At 68.6% G+C, this 14,956-nt stretch carries 12 protein-coding genes; 4 read left to right on the top strand and 8 right to left on the bottom strand.

The window, feature by feature from the left end; translation table 11 throughout:
- Positions 1-60: 60 nt before the first annotated feature.
- From Q0568_RS05760 to Q0568_RS05745, 4 genes are all read right to left on the bottom strand, one after another.
- Positions 61-1,593 carry an ABC transporter substrate-binding protein gene (locus Q0568_RS05760; protein WP_298863630.1) on the bottom strand — a complete coding sequence of 511 codons (1,533 nt, stop codon included), beginning with the start codon at positions 1,591-1,593 and terminating at the stop codon, positions 61-63.
- A gap of 221 nt (positions 1,594-1,814) precedes the next feature.
- Positions 1,815-2,981: a Gfo/Idh/MocA family oxidoreductase gene (locus Q0568_RS05755; RefSeq protein ID WP_298863627.1), complete on the bottom strand. Its 1,167-nt coding sequence runs from the start codon at positions 2,979-2,981 to the stop codon at positions 1,815-1,817.
- A 2-nt stretch (positions 2,982-2,983) separates the two neighbouring features.
- Positions 2,984-3,997 (bottom strand): Gfo/Idh/MocA family oxidoreductase, encoded by a 1,014-nt coding sequence (locus tag Q0568_RS05750; RefSeq protein ID WP_298863624.1) that lies wholly within the window; start codon positions 3,995-3,997, stop codon positions 2,984-2,986.
- Entirely contained in the window at positions 3,994-4,845 is an 852-nt protein-coding gene (locus Q0568_RS05745) for a sugar phosphate isomerase/epimerase (protein ID WP_298863621.1), read from the bottom strand. Before Q0568_RS05745 ends, Q0568_RS05750 begins: the two co-directional genes overlap by 4 nt.
- Before the next feature lie 230 nt (positions 4,846-5,075).
- On the opposite strand from Q0568_RS05745, the gene Q0568_RS05740 reads away from it, so the two are divergent.
- Genes Q0568_RS05740 through gndA form a run of 4 tightly spaced genes read left to right on the top strand, consistent with a single transcriptional unit; the run spans position 5,076 to position 11,084 of the window.
- On the top strand, positions 5,076-6,815 hold the full coding sequence (locus Q0568_RS05740) for a glycoside hydrolase family 3 N-terminal domain-containing protein (RefSeq protein WP_298863618.1): 1,740 nt from the start codon (positions 5,076-5,078) through the stop codon (positions 6,813-6,815).
- A gap of 50 nt (positions 6,816-6,865) precedes the next feature.
- The gene (uxaC, locus tag Q0568_RS05735) at positions 6,866-8,278 is read left to right on the top strand and encodes a glucuronate isomerase (protein ID WP_298863614.1); all 1,413 of its coding nucleotides are present in this window, start codon (positions 6,866-6,868) and stop codon (positions 8,276-8,278) included.
- Positions 8,275-9,642 carry a mannitol dehydrogenase family protein gene (locus Q0568_RS05730; protein ID WP_366941362.1) on the top strand — a complete coding sequence of 456 codons (1,368 nt, stop codon included), beginning with the start codon at positions 8,275-8,277 and terminating at the stop codon, positions 9,640-9,642. Before uxaC ends, Q0568_RS05730 begins: the two co-directional genes overlap by 4 nt.
- Positions 9,639-11,084, top strand: coding sequence for an NADP-dependent phosphogluconate dehydrogenase (gene gndA, locus Q0568_RS05725; protein WP_298863611.1), 1,446 nt, complete (start codon positions 9,639-9,641; stop codon positions 11,082-11,084). The genes Q0568_RS05730 and gndA overlap by 4 nt, the downstream gene beginning before the upstream one ends.
- Before the next feature lie 72 nt (positions 11,085-11,156).
- Here the strand turns inward: gndA and Q0568_RS05720 are convergent, their stop codons facing one another.
- The 4 genes from Q0568_RS05720 to Q0568_RS05705 all read right to left on the bottom strand — a co-directional run bounded on the left by Q0568_RS05720 (position 11,157) and on the right by Q0568_RS05705 (position 14,866).
- On the bottom strand, positions 11,157-11,501 hold the full coding sequence (locus tag Q0568_RS05720; RefSeq protein ID WP_298863608.1) for a TraR/DksA family transcriptional regulator: 345 nt from the start codon (positions 11,499-11,501) through the stop codon (positions 11,157-11,159).
- 105 nt (positions 11,502-11,606) lie between these two features.
- Complete coding sequence (locus tag Q0568_RS05715) at positions 11,607-12,227, bottom strand: NAD(P)-binding domain-containing protein (RefSeq protein ID WP_298863605.1); 621 nt, start codon at positions 12,225-12,227, stop codon at positions 11,607-11,609.
- A complete protein-coding gene (locus Q0568_RS05710) occupies positions 12,224-13,444 on the bottom strand; it encodes an FAD-dependent monooxygenase (protein ID WP_298863598.1) in 1,221 nt (406 codons plus the stop codon). Before Q0568_RS05710 ends, Q0568_RS05715 begins: the two co-directional genes overlap by 4 nt.
- A gap of 39 nt (positions 13,445-13,483) precedes the next feature.
- A complete protein-coding gene (locus Q0568_RS05705; RefSeq protein ID WP_298863595.1) occupies positions 13,484-14,866 on the bottom strand; it encodes an MFS transporter in 1,383 nt (460 codons plus the stop codon).
- Between the last annotated feature and the right edge of the window lie 90 nt (positions 14,867-14,956).

The raw sequence follows: 14,956 nt of genomic DNA, 5'->3' as shown, positions 1-14,956 counted from the left end.
CGATCCGTGATCTGCCGGATCAGGGGCGGGGGAGGACGCGTGCCCTCCCCCGCAGCCCGATCAGGACGCCGGGGAGTAGTTGTAGAGGTTCGGAACCGCCTGCTGCACCTGCGGCACGACCGTGACCTTCTTGGAGTTCGTGTAGAACAGCTGGTTCACGCGGTAGAACGGTGCGAACCAGGCCTGGTCGACCACGTACTGGTTGACCTTCTGGGCGAGCTCGCCGGCCTTGTCGCCGCCGGTCTGCACGGCGTCGATGTCGGCCTGCAGCTCGGGCGAGGTGGTCTTGAACGGGTTGTACGCCGCGTCGGTGGTGATCATCTGGCGGATCGCGACCCAGGGCTCTCCCTGGAAGATGCTGAACCACGCGACCGGGAACTTCGCAGAGATGATGTCGGTGACGTAGTTGGCCTGCGGAACCGATGCGAGGTTCACGGTGATGCCCACCTCGCCGAGCTGCTGCTTGACCATCGCCATGATGCTCTCGGTGGTGGGGAGCAGAGGCACGTTCAGGGTGAAGCCGTCGGCGTAGCCGGCCTCGGCCAGCAACGACTTCGCCTTGGCCTTGTCATAGGAGTAGGCGCTGTCGAGGTCGGCGATGTAGGCGTCGGTCGTCTTGCCGAAGACCTGGGCTGTGACCTCGCCCTCGCCCTTCATGAGCTCCTTGAGCATGGTCTTGCGATCCAGCGCGTAGTTGATCGCCTGGCGCACGCGCACGTCCTTGAGCTCCGGAGCGGAGGCGCCGCCGCGGTCGAACAGCAGCAGGCCCTGCCAGTCCACCGGGTAGCTGATCTTCTTCAGACCCGACTTGTCGGCCTGGGCCATGGTCGTCGGATCGAGGAGCACGGCGTCGACCTGTCCGGAGACGATCGCGTTCACGCGCGCGGTGGTGTCGGTGAGCACCTTGAAGGTGACCTTGTCGTACTTCTGCAGCGACTTGTTCCAGTACTTGGGGTTCTTGGTGAAGGTGAACTGCGAGCCGTTGACGCTGCCGGCCTTGTCCATGATGTACGGGCCGCTGCCGACCGGGTCGGTCTTGATCGCGTCGCTGCCCAGGGCCTTCGGGCTGCCCATGAAGCCGAGTGCCTGGCTGAGGTAGTAGGTGAAGGCGGGGTCGGCCGCGCTCAGCGTGATCTTGACGCTGTCGGCTCCGGCCACGTCGACGGAGGCGATGGACTTGGCCTGGTTGGCGTCGGGTCCGTTGGCCGTCTTGAAGTGGTCGAGGTTGGCCTTGGCCGCCTCGGCGTCGAACTTCGTTCCGTCGGAGAACGTGACGTCGCTGCGCAGAGTCAGGGTCAGCACCGTGTTGTCGGCGTTGTACTCCCACTTGGTGGCGAGCATCGGGGAGAGGGTGCCGTCCGGCTCGCGCAGGAGGAGCGTGTCGTACGCCGCCTGGTAGATCGGCATCTGGTGGCCGAGGTGCGCCTGGGCCGGGTCGAACGAGTTGATGTTGACCAGGCTGCCGACCGTCAGGCTGGCACCGGAGGCCGAGCCGCCGGGGTTGCCCGCATTGCCGGCGGAGCCGGAGCAGGCGGTCAGCGCGAGTGCGGCGGCGAGAACCGCTGCCGCGGCCGCGAAGGGGCGAAACTTCATTGTTCTTCTCCTTGGAGGGATGCTCTTCGATGAGGTGCAACCGGTTGCCAAAATAGGTTGCGAGCATCACGCTACGTCATATCATCAGAAACGGCAACCGATTGACAAATGTTTGTGACACCTCTGTTACCTGTCTGACATGACCGTCATCGACGACGGATGCGCAGAAGCCCCGTTCACGGTCCGAGGCGGGCTGTGAACGGGGCTTCCCTGAAGGCGGGTCAGGCGCGCTCGGCGAACTTCCCCTCGGTGCGGATGCGCGCGTTGAGCTCGTCGAGATAGCGCTTCTCGTCGAAGTCGGTCATGTCGACCTCCTCGCCGGTCCACGCGGACAGGTGCATGGCGTTGGCCAGACGCACGCCGTTGATGCCGTCGGCGCCGGGGGCGATCAGCGGGGTGCCGTCGAGCACGTTGCCGGCGAAGTTCTGCAGCACGGTGGCATGCTGCAGCCCCCACACCGACTCGTACTCCTTGGTCTCGGTCGTGTACAGGCTGTCCGCGTCGAGCTTGCCCATGAAGAGCTTCATGACGTCCTCCATGGTCATGTCCTTCGACAGCACCTGCTCGGAATCCTTCAGGCGCGTGATCGTGACGGTCTTGGAGTTCTCGACCACGATCTTGCCCCGATCGAACAGGATCTCCAGGCGGTCGGTGCCGACCAGGTCGTGGGTGGCGGTCATGAAGTGGCCGGTCGCACCGTCGCCGAAGTCGACGATGGCGTTGACCTCGTCCTCCACGGCGATGTCGCGGCGAAACCCGAAGCCCAGCTTGGCGAAGGCGGCCTTCGGCACCCCGCACAGCCACTGCCAGAGGTCCAGCTGGTGCGGCGCCTGATTGACGAGCACGCCGCCGCCCTCGCCGCCCCAGGTGGCACGCCAGTCGGACTGGTCGTAGTAGCCCTGCGGGCGCCACCAGTTGGTGATGATCCACGAGGTGTGCCGCAGCGCGCCCAGCTCGCCCGAGGAGATGAGCTCCTTGAGGTCGACGTACAGCGGGTTCGTGCGCTGGTTGAAGAACACGCCGAAGGTGAGCTCCGGCTTGGTGGCGGCGTAGTCGATCACCTCGCGCGCCTGCGCGGTGTACACGCCGACCGGCTTCTCGAGCAGGGTGTGCACGCCGCGCTTGAGAGCCTCGATGCCCATCTCGGGGTGCAGGTAGTGCGGCACGCAGGTGACGATCGCGTCGACGTCGCCGGACTCGATCATCGCGATGTAGTCGTCGTAGAACGGCACCGCGAGCTCGTCGGCCTTCGCCTTCTTCGCGGGGTCGATGTCGGCGATGGCGCCGATCTGCATGTTCGGCACCTTGCCGTCGGCGAGCAGGCCGGCGTACATGCCGCCCTCCGCGCCGAGGCCGATGATGCCCAGGCGAACCTTCTTGTCGGTCATTGCTACTCCATCTCTGTGAGCTGTGCGATCTGCTCGGGGTAGGAGCCCCGGTAGACCTCGTGGATGATGTCGACGAGTCGTGCGCCGTCGGTCGGGGTGATCCAGAACGGCTCGGAATCGCCGCGCCGTGCGTAGAAGTCGGTGATCAGTCGTTCGTGCGAGACGCCCCAATACGCGCGCTCGCCGCCGGCGGACTTCTCCTCGGTCACGGTCTCCACGCGCCCGTCGGTGTAGGTCACCCTGAGATCCCCGCTGAGGAAGAGCTCAGCGTGCTCGGTGACCACGCTGACCGTGATCGGGTCGTTGGCCGCGTGCGCGTTGGTGGCGTAGAAGATCGAGCGGATGCCGTTCTCGTGGGTGAGTGTCAGCTCGGCGGTGTCCTCGACCTCGATCGGCAGGGCTCGGGTGGCGGCGGTGCCGGCGACCGACTGCACCTCCCCGACCAGCCAGCGCAGCAGGTCGAGGGTGTGGATGGCCTGGTTCATGAGCAGGCCGCCGCCTCCGCCCGACCAGGTGCTGCGCCAGGGCGACGCCTGGTAGTACTCCGGGGTGCGGTGCCAGATCACGGTACCGGCGGCGCCGGTGATCGCCCCGAGCTCGCCGGAGTCCAGCAGCTCCTTGGCGGCGCGGACCGGCGTGTTGTAGCGGTTCTGGAAGCACACCGCGATCTTCGCCGAGCTGCGTGCGGCGGCATCCACCACGGCGGCGGCCTGCCGCGGATCCCGGGCGAGGGGCTTCTCGGTGATCACATCGATCCCGGCCTCCAGCGCGTCGATCGTGGCGGCGGCGTGCGCGGCGTGGGGCGTGCAGATGTGCACGACGTCGGGCGCGGCCTCGGCGAACAGCGTGCGGTGGTCGGTGAAGGCCGGCACGCCCAGCCGATCGGATGCCGCTGCGGCCCGTGCCTGGTCGATGTCGCACACGGCGACGAGCTCGGCATCCGGCATCGCGGCGATCGCGTCCAGATGCAGCGCGGAGATGTCGCCCAGCCCGATGACGGCCGCACGCACGCTCATCGCGTGGTCACCCCGGCCTGCCGCAGCAGTTCGGCGAACGCGCGGGCGGCGTCGCCGAAGGCCACCGGGCCGGAGAATCCGCCGAGGGCGTGCGCCTGTGCGAGGTGCGGCTCGAGCGAGGCGAACCCGGTGTAGCCGTCGGCCGCGAGCGCCTGGACGGTCTTGAGCACCTGTCCGTCGCCCTGGCCCGCGGGCACGACCTCGCCGGTGGCGGCGACGGCATCCTTGACCTGCAGGTAGTCGAGGTGAGGGCGCAGCATCGCGAATCCGTCGTCATGCGGATGCGCGACGCCGACCTGCACGAAGTTCGCGCTGTCCCAGGCCAGGCGCAGAGCCGGTGAGGCGACGGTCTCGACCAGATCGAGCACCCGCTCCGGGATGTCGCCGTAGATGTCCTTCTCGTTCTCGTGCAGCAGTGTGACCTTTTCGCGCTCGGCCTCGTCGGCGAGCAGTCGCATCCCGGTCATCACGGCGTCCCGGGTGCTCTCGACCGGCACGCCCTCACCGCGGAAGAAGGAGAAGATCCGGATGCTGTCGGTCTGCAGCGCGTGTGCGACGCGGATGATGCGCTGCAGGCGGCGCACCTCCAGAGCCGGGTCCAGCGACACGTCCACCTTGCCGATCGGGGAGGCGACCGCGGAGACGCCGAGACCGGCATCCTTCAGCAGGCGGGCGAGCTCGCTCAGCTGCTCATCCGAGAGATCCACGACGTTCACGCCCCAGGCGCTGCGGACCTCGATGTGCTGAGCGCCCAGCGCCTTGAGCACGGCGATCTGCACGCGCGGGTCGGGATCGATCTCGTCTCCGAACCCGGAGAGGGACCAGGTGATCGTGTTGTCCGTCATCATCGAAACCGCCTTGGCTCGTTCACGCCCGTGGGAACGCCTCCGCAGTCGCGAAGGCGCGACCAGCTTACGGACGAAGCGCCCATATTGCAACCGATTGCCAAAATCATTCATCACATCGGTCCTGGTGCTCGACAAGACATGATCAGTGTCTGGCAACCGGTTGACAAACGATGGCGGCCCACGGAAGAATACGAGCAGAACTTCCGCTGTGCACACCGAAGGACAACATCATGGTCGATCTGTCTCAAGCCCCGTTCCACCTCGATCGCGGTGCGATCGACTGGGTCGAGCGCACCGCCGCCGGCATGACGCTCGACGAGAAGATGGGGCAGCTGTTCATCAATCTCAACACCTCGTTCGGCGAGCCCTACCTCGACACCGTGGTGCGACGGTACGGCGTCGGCGGCATCCGGTTCATGGGCTCCGACTCCGCCACCGTGCAGCAGCACATCCGCTACGCGCAGTCGGTCGCCAAGATCCCGCTGCTGGTGGCATCCAACCCCGAGATGGGCGGGGCGGGCAGCATCGACGACGGCACCCTGGTCACCACCCACCTCGGTGCGGGCTCCAGCCCCGACCCGGACGACGCCTATCGCCTCGGGCTCGTCGGCGGCCGCGAGACGGCGGCGATCGGCTGCAACTGGGCCTTCGCCCCGATCGTCGACATCCACCGCAACTGGCGCAACACCGTGATCGGCACGCGCTCCTTCGGCGACAACGCCGACATCGTGATCGAGCGCGCCAAGCGCTACTTCGACGGTCTGAGCGAATCCGGCTCGGCCGCCGCGATGAAGCACTTCCCCGGGGACGGCGTCGACGAGCGCGACCAGCATGTGGTGACCACCTACAACACCCTCGGCTACGACGAGTGGAACGAGAGCTACGGCCGGGTGTACCGCGAGCTGATCGCGCACGGCGTGCAGTCGATCATGATCGGGCACATCGGCGCCCCCGAGCTGTCGCGCCATTTCCGCCCGGGCATCGCCGACGAGGACATCCTGCCCGCGACCCTCGCGCCCGAGCTGCTGCAGGATCTGCTGCGCGGCGAGCTGGGCTTCAACGGGCTCATCCTCACCGACGCGTCGATGATGGTCGGCATGACGCAGTCCATGAAGCGCAGCGACGCCGTACCCGCGGCGATCGCCGCCGGTTGCGACATGTTCCTCTTCTTCCGCAACCCGCTGGAGGACCTCGAGTACCTGCGCGCCGGCATCGAGAACGGCGTCGTCACCGAGCAGCGGCTGGACGAGGCCGTCACCCGCATCCTCGGTCTGAAGGCGTCGCTGGGGCTGCACGAGAAGCCCAAGGACCAGCTGGTCCCGCCCGTGCAGGCACTGTCGGTCATCGGCAGCGACGAGCACGTCGAGATCGCGACGACCGTCGCGGACCACACGGTCACCCTGGTCAAGGACACCCAGCACAACCTGCCGCTGACGCCGGCATCGCATCCCCGCATCCGCCTGTACGGCGTCACCGGGCAGTCCGACTTCACCGGCACCGATCCGCGCGGCTATCTCGACATCGCCCGCGAGGAGCTGGAGCGCGCGGGCTTCGAGGTGCACGTGTTCAAGGACGCAGCGCAGCGCCGGGCCGAGGGCGAGGAGGGCGTGTACTTCCACACCGTCATGGCCGATGAGGCATCCGGGGACTACACCGAGAAGTACGACGCCGCGATCGTCTTCGCCAACGTCGCCGGGTTCGCCCAGGAGGCGACCGTCCGCATCCGCTGGTCCTCGCCGATGGCCGCCGAGATCCCCTGGTACGTCACCGAGGTGCCGACGATCTTCGTCTCGCTCAACCAGCCGAACCATCTGGTCGACGTTCCGATGGTCAAGACGCTCATCCACTCCTATGCGCCCACGCGCGAGGCCATCCGCGCCACCGTCGAGAAGATCACCGGTGCGTCCGAGTTCACCGGCACCTTCAACGACAACGTGTGGTGCGGCGACATCTGGGGCACGCGACTGTGACCGGCGTGACCGCACCGACCTCCGACCTCCCATCCAGCAAGGAAGCACACATGGAACTCCGCTCCGACCCCGACCGGCTGCTGCCCGTCGATCCCCGCACCCGCGACATCGCGCGGGGGCTGTACGAGACCGTCGCCGAACTGCCCATCCTCTCCCCGCACGGGCACGTCGACCCGCAGCTGCTGATCGACGACGAGGCGTTCCCCAACCCGACCGAGCTGCTGCTGCGCTACGACCACTACGTGACCCGGTTGCTGCATGCGGCGGGGGTCGAGCTGCACGAGCTGACCGTGCCCGACCTGACCGGCGCTGCTGCGACCGCCGCTCCGCGTGAGGCCTGGCGTCGGTTCTGCGAGAACTGGCACCTGTTCGCCGGCACGGCATCCGGCTACTGGCTGCGCCACGAGTTCACCGAGCTGTTCGGCCTGACCGAGCAGCCCACCGCCTCGAACGCCGACGCGCTGTACGACCGCATCTCCGAGGTGCTCGCGCGCCCGTCGTTCCGCCCGCGGGCCCTGTTCGACGAGTTCGGCATCGAGTTCATGGCCACCACCGACGACCCGCTGGACGACCTCGAGCCGCACCGCGCGCTCGCCGCCGACCCGACGTTCCGCGGCCGCGTCGCCCCCACGTTCCGTCCCGACGCGTACCTGAACCCGGCCAACCCGGCGTTCGCGACCAACGTGCAGCGACTCGCGGAGTGGAACGGCACGGCCGTCGACGACTACGCCGGCTACGTGTCCGCGCTGGAAGCGCGCCGGGCGCACTTCGTCAGCAATGGTGCGGTGTCGGCCGACCACGGCGTGCTGCAGCCGCTGACCGTCGAGCTGGATGCCGTCGATGCCGCGGCCCTGTTCGCGCGCGCCGTGCGCGGCCAGCTGGATGCCGAAGAGGCGGCGGTGTTCCAGGGCCACATGCTGCTGGAGTCCGCGCGGATGTCGGTGCAGGACGGTCTGGTCATGACCGTGCATCCCGGGGTCTTCCGCAACCACAGCACCCCGACCTTCGACGCCTACGGGCCCGACACCGGACACGACATCCCGGTGCGCACCGGATACGTCGACGCGCTGCGCCCGCTGCTGCAGCGCTACGGCAACATCCCCGACTTCCACCTGGTGCTGTTCAGCGTCGACGAGACGTCGTACTCTCGCGAGATCGCACCCCTGGCGGGCTTCTACCAGAGTCTGTACATCGGTGCGCCGTGGTGGTTCCTGGATGCTCCGGATGCCGTGCTGCGCTTCCGCGCCGCGGTCACCGAGACGGCCGGGTTCTACCGCAGCTCCGGGTTCATCGACGACACCCGCGCGTTCCTGTCCATCCCGGCGCGGCATGACATGGCCCGGCGGCTCGACTCGGCCTTCCTCGCCCGGCTGGTCGCCGAGGGCCGGATCGACGAGCCGATGGCCCGTCGCATCGCGCACGACCTGGTCGACGCCCTTCCCCGAAAGGTCTTCAAACTGTGAGCACCGCTCTCGACACCCTCAACCGCCGTGCCGTGCTCGGCGACGCACCCGTGGTCGCCCCGCGCATCGTGCACCTGGGCCTGGGCGCCTTCCACCGCGCGCATCAGGCCTGGTACACCGCGCACGCGGCGGATGCCGCCGACTGGACGATCGCCGCGTTCACCGGGCGCAGCCCGAAGGCCGCGCAGGAGCTGTCTGCGCAGGACGGCCTGTACACGCTCATCGAGCGCACCGCGGCGGGAGACCGTGCGGAGATCATGTCGGTGATCGTCGAGGCGGATGCCGCTGACGACGTCGCCCGGCTGAAGCAGCTGCTCGCCGCGCCCGAGACCGCGCTCGTGACCCTCACGATCACAGAGCCCGCGTACCGTCTGCGGGCGGACGGCGGGCCGGATGCGGATGACCCGGCCGTGGCATCCGACATCGAGGCGCTGCGCGCGGGTCGCGACCCGCAGACCGCCCTGGGGCGACTGCTGGCGGGGCTGGACGCGCGCCGTCGCGCGGATGCCGGGTCGATCGCGATCGTGCCGTGCGACAACATCCCCGACAACGGGCCGTTCGTGCGTGGCGGCATCCTCGCTCTCGCCGAGGCGGTGGACACCGGGCTCGCCGCGTGGATCGAGTCCGAGGTGTCGTTCGTGTCGACCTCGGTCGACCGGATCACCCCTCGCACGACGGATGCGGACCGTGAGGCCGCGGAGGCGCTGACCGGCCTCGCGGATGCGTCGCCGGTGGTCACCGAGCCGTTCTCCGACTGGGTGCTCAGCGGCGACTTCCCCAATGGCCGCCCGCAGTGGGAGGCCGCGGGGGCGCGGTTCGTCGACGACATCGAACCGTACGAGCAGCGCAAGCTGCTGCTGCTCAACGGTGCGCACAGCCTGCTGGCGTACACGGGCCTGCTGCGCGGGCACGCCACCGTCGCCGAGGCGATGGCCGACCCCACCTGCCGTGGATGGGTCCGCGAGTTCTGGGACGAGGCGGTGCGCCACCTGCCCGCCGAGCTGGAGCTGGACGAGTACCGGCGCAAGCTGGAGGAGCGCTTCGACAACGCGCGGATCGCGCACCACCTGGCGCAGATCGCCATGGAGGGCGCGACCAAGCTGGCCGTGCGCATCATCCCCGTGCTGCGCGCGGAGCGCGACGCAGGACGTTCGGGCGCCGCATCGATCCGCGCCCTCGGTGCGTGGACCCAGATGGTGCTCTCGGGCGCCGGCGTGCAGGACGCGAAGCAGCCCGCGATCGACGCGGCGCTGCGCAGCGAGGACCGGGTGCGTGCGCTGCTGGCGCTGCTCGATCAGGGAATCGCCGAAGATGAGGACATCGTGGCCGCTGTGAAGGCCGTCCGGATCCAGGAGGGATCATGAGCGCATCTGCCAATATCGGAGTCGTCGGGCTTGCGGTGATGGGGTCGAATCTGGCCCGGAATCTCGCGAGTCGTGAGGGGAACACGGTGGCGGTGTTGAACCGTTCTCGTGCGAAGACGGATGAGCTGGTGGCGGGGTTCCCGGAGGCGGGGTTCGTGCCGGCGTTCTCGTATGAGGAGTTCGCGGCGAGTCTGCAGAGGCCTCGTGCGGCGATCGTCATGGTCAAGGCCGGTGGTCCCACGGATGCGGTGATCGATGAGCTGGTGCGGGTGTTCGAGCCCGGTGACATCATCGTCGACGGCGGCAACGCCTACTTCCCTGACACGATCCGCCGCGAGAAGACGGTGCGCGCCACCGGGATCAACTTCGTGGGCGCGGGGATCTCCGGCGGCGAGGAGGGTGCACTTTTGGGTCCGAGCATCATGCCGGGCGGGTCGGATGAGTCGTGGGTGACGTTGGGCCCGATCCTGGAGTCGATCGCGGCGGTCGCGGAGGGGGAGCCGTGCGTGACGCATATCGGTCATGACGGTGCGGGGCATTTCGTGAAGATGGTGCACAACGGCATCGAGTACGCCGACATGCAGCTGATCGCCGAGGCGTACGACCTGATCCGCCGCGGCACCGGCCGGACTCCCGCGCAGATCGCGGACATCTTCGCCGACTGGAACACCGGGGAGTTGGAGTCGTATCTGATCGAGATCACCGCGGAGGTGCTGCGCCAGACGGACGCGGCGACCGGGCTGCCGCTGGTGGATGTGATCCTGGACCAGGCAGGAGCCAAGGGCACCGGCGCGTGGACCGTGCAGACGGCGCTGGCATTGGGGGTCCCGGTCTCCGGGATCGCGGAGGCCACGTTCGCCCGGTCGCTGTCCTCCCACCCGGAGCAGCGCGCCGCCGCCTCGGGCCTGCCCGGCCCGGCCGAGCCGTTCGCCGTGGCGGACGAGGCGGCGTTCATCGAGGATGTGCGGCTGGCGCTGTATGCGTCGAAGATCGTCGCGTACTCGCAGGGGTTCGATGAGATCCGTGCCGGGGCGGCGGAGTACGACTGGCAGATCGACCTGGGGAAGGTCGCGAAGATCTGGCGCGGCGGGTGCATCATCCGCGCCCAGTTCCTCAACCGCATCGCCGACGCGTACGAGCAGACCCCGGACCTGCCGGTGCTGATGACCGCCCCGTACTTCGCCGAAGCCCTCACCCGCGGCCAGGCCGCCTGGCGGCGGGTGGTCACCGCCGCAGCCCAAGCCGGGATCCCCGCGCCCGCGTTCAGCTCGTCCCTGTCGTACTACGACGGCATCCGCGCCGACCGCCTCCCCGCCGCCCTCGTCCAAGGCCAACGCGACTTCTTCGGCGCACACACCTACAAACGCGTCGACCGGCCCGGCACCTTCCACACCCTCTGGTCCGGCGACCGCACCGAAATCGAAGCCGAAGACACCCACTGACACCACCCCGACGGGCTCAGCACCCCGGCTTCCCGGGCCGCTGGGCCCGTCGAAGCGCCGCCCGGCGTCCGCTCAGAGCCCTGCCTTCTCGGCGCACGGCACGCACAGCTCGGCGAACGGGCGTGCCGCCAGCCGTGCGGCGGGGATCTTCTTCCCGCACGATGTGCAGACGCCGTAGGTTCCGGCATCCCATCGTGCGATCGCCTCGTCGAACCGCTGCAGGTCCTCGGCGGCGGCATCCGACAGCGCCGTGAGCCGGTCCCACTCCGACGAGAGCGTCACGCCCTCGGGGTCGTGCTCGTCATCGTCGTTGGAATCCCGCCGGTCGTGCACGAGACCGGCCAGCACGGATGCCGCGGACTCGGCCCGCGCGACGGCATCCGCTCTGCCCTGCTCGAGCTTCTCGCGACTGATCATCGCCTCACCATAGACCCCGGCGGGTCATTCGGGGGCGGGATCGGTCCCGACACGCAGGATGCTCCGCCCTCGGACCGAGGGCGGAGCATCCGTGCATCCGTTCGTCTACGGCAGCAGGGCGAACCCCGACTCGTAACGCGTCTTGCCGAGCGACGCCATGATGATCTGCAGGAAGCCCATCGCCTCCAGCTCGCGCGCCCTCGTGAGGGGACCGGCGTCGACGGCCCGCATGCCCGACGCCTCGATGAGCTCCGCGATCTGCATCTTCGCGTCGGCGTAGTCCCCGGCGTACAGCACCGTCGTCGGCGTGACGCCGTTGGTGCCGCTGGTGAGCGTGTCGCCGAGATTGACGTTGAACGCCTTGACCACCGCGACGCCGTCGGGAAGCTGCTTCGCCAGCTCCGCGGCCGTCGACGAGTCGGCGGGAGAGCGCAGCCTGTCGTAGGTCGAGAAGTCGATCGGGTTGCTGATGTCGATGATCACCTTCGTCGCGAGCTGATCGCGGTAGTGCTCGAGGATGCCGGCATAGGCGCCGTACGGCACGGCGAGCACGACGAGATCGCCGGTGAGCTCATCGCCCATCACGCCGTGCTCGATGTCCGGGCGCACCGCCGAGGGGCTGGTCGGACTGCGCTTGATGATCTGGATGCCGACACCCGCGCGGACGGCGACCTCGGCGATCGCCCCGCTCATCTTGCCGCTGCCGATGATGCTGATCGAAGTCATGCGTACTGGACCTTTCGGAATCGGGTGAGTGCTTCGTGTGCGACCTTCTCTGCGTCGTAGTCGAACACCGCGCCGCGGCGGAAGTCCCGGCCCACGCGGATGTCGGCGTCGCGCTTGTCGAGATCGGCGAACTGGTTCTGCGCGTCGAACATCGCCCCCGCCCGGCGTGAGCCCTCCTGCAGGATCGCCGTGCGCTGCCTGCGGACGGCGGTGTAGCGGCGGAACGCCTCGGGGATGTCGGCGACGCTGTCGGCGGCGGCGAGGAACGTGGCGAGCGACATGCCGTCCTCGATCGCCTGGTTCAGGCCCTGCCCCTGATGCGGGAGCATCGTGTGCGCGGCGTCGCCGAGCAGTGTGACGGGTCCGCGCGACCAGTTCGCGAGCGGCTCGTGATCGAACAGGCCCCACCAGAAGGGCTTCTCGATGAGCTTGATGAGCTCCTGCAGCCGCGGATCCCACCCCTCGCCCGAGTACTCCGCCGCGAGCTCGCCGGGCGCGGCGGGGCCGGTCCACGGCCCGTTCAGCGGGCGGTCGCTCGGCACGGCCGCCACATAGTTGAGCAGCTTGTGGTTCTGCAGCGGGTAGCACATGAAGTGTCTGCTGTCGTGCATCCACACCTGGCTGATCATCGGCCAGTCGTCGGGCAGACGCGACGCGTCGATGACCCCGCGGTAGGCGATGAACCCGGAGTAGACGGGTTCGGGATGCTGGCCGACGGCATCCCGAACGACGGAGTGGATGCCGTCGGCGCCGATGACGGCGTCGAAGACCTCGACCGCACCGTTCTGGAACGTCACGCGCACGCCGTCATCCAGCTGCTCCACCATCGTGGCGCTGTGACCGAGGCGCACGGTGTCGGGGTCGACGTTGGCAGCGAGCACCTCGATGAGGTCGGGGCGGTACATCCCGATGTTCTGGTACTGCCGGGCGGTGTCCTCCCAGGCGGCGTCGGTGACCATGCGCCCCATGCCGTCGAGGTAGACGCCGCTGCCCTCGGGAACAGCGCCCGCGCCGCGGATCTGCTCGAGCACTCCGAGCCTGTCGAGGATGCGCGCGGCGTTGGGTGCCACGGTCACTCCCGCGCCGACGTCACCCAGCTGTCCGGCCTGCTCGAACACGGTGGGGCGGATCCCGGCGATCCTCGTCAGAGCGATGGCGGCGGTGAGGCCGCCCATCCCTCCGCCGATGATCGCGATCCTGGCGTCCTGATCGATCATTCTTCCTCCTTGACTGAAGCGTGTGGTGGGCCGGTGACGTCAGCGTGCGCCGGTGAGCTCGCCCGCGCGCTCGCGCGGGGCGAAGACCGTGGTCCGGTCGGTCTGCTGGTCCTCGTTGTCGGGGCCCAGTGGGATGCCGGGGCGATCGCGCAGGCACAGCGTCGCGGCCAGGGCGATGAGGGTGGAGGCCAGCAGGTAGGTGGACACGGCGGCGATGGTTCCGGTGGAGTTCAGCAGCGCCTGGGCGATCATCGGCGCGAAGGCACCGCCGAGCACGGCGCCGATCGCGTACGTGATCGACACTCCCGAGAAGCGGATGGATGCGGGGAACAGTTCGGCGTACCAGGCTGCGAGCGGGCCGTAGGTGAGCCCGAGCGCGGTCGAGATCAGCAGCAGCGCCAGGTACAGGCCGGGCAGCCCGCCCGACGCGACGATCCAGAACACGGGGAACACGATCACCGTCTGCAGTCCGAATCCGATGATGAACGTGCGGCGGCGGCCGATCCTGTCGGCCAGGTAGCCGGAGAGCAGCGTCGAGAAGAACCAGATGACCGCGGCGAAGACCGCCGCCACGAGCACCGCCGTGGTGTCGATGCCCTGCACGTTGATCGCGTACGCGTTGAGGAACCCGCCGGTGGTCATGTAGCCGAGGGTGCCGTTGCCGGCGAACACGAGCGCCGCGAGCAGCACGAGGTGCCAGTGGCGGCGCAGCAGGGTGACGATCGGGCGCTGCGCCTGCTTGCCGCGCTCGGCGATCTGCTCGAACACGGGGCTCTCGGCGACCGCGCGGCGGATGAGGTATCCGACGATGATCAGCACGAAGCTCGCCAGGAACGGAACGCGCCAGCCCCACTGCAGGTAGGCGTCTCCGCGCGAGATGACCCCGGTCATCAGCGCGGTCATGCCCGACGCCAGCAGGAAGCCGAGCGGGACGCCGAGCTGCGGCCATGCGCCTGCGCGGCCGCGGCGGCCGGCGGGTGCGTGCTCGACGGCCATCAGCACCGCGCCGCCCCACTCGCCGCCGGCGGAGAGGCCCTGCAGGATGCGCAGGAGCAGCAGGAGGATCGGCGCCGTGAGTCCGATGGCGGAGTAGGTGGGGAGCACGCCGATGAGCGTGGTGGCCGTGCCCATCAGGATGAGCGTGGCGACGAGGATTGTGCGCCGGCCGAGCGCGTCGCCGAAGTGGCCGGCGAGGAAGGCGCCCAGCGGGCGGAACAGGAAGGAGATGCCGACCGTCGCGAAGGACAGCAGCAGGGCGATGTCCTTGCCCGCGGGCTGGAAGAACAGCTGTGCGAAGACGAGCCCGGCGGTCGTGGCGTAGATGAAGAAGTCGTACCACTCGATGGTGGTGCCGATGATCGTCGCGAAGGCGATCCGGCGCTGAGAGGCAGTTCTGAGGGCGGCCGTGGAGGTGTGGGTCATCGTTGTCCCTAACGTCATTGTCTGTCCTCCGGAGGAGGGCGTGGGAAGCGGGTTTCTCCTATCGTGCGGTGCGAGCGTGTACATGTAAAT

The sequence above is a fragment of the uncultured Microbacterium sp. genome (assembly GCF_937927635.1).
Taxonomy (GTDB): domain Bacteria; phylum Actinomycetota; class Actinomycetes; order Actinomycetales; family Microbacteriaceae; genus Microbacterium.
This window is presented reverse-complemented; position numbering and strand designations above follow the sequence as displayed.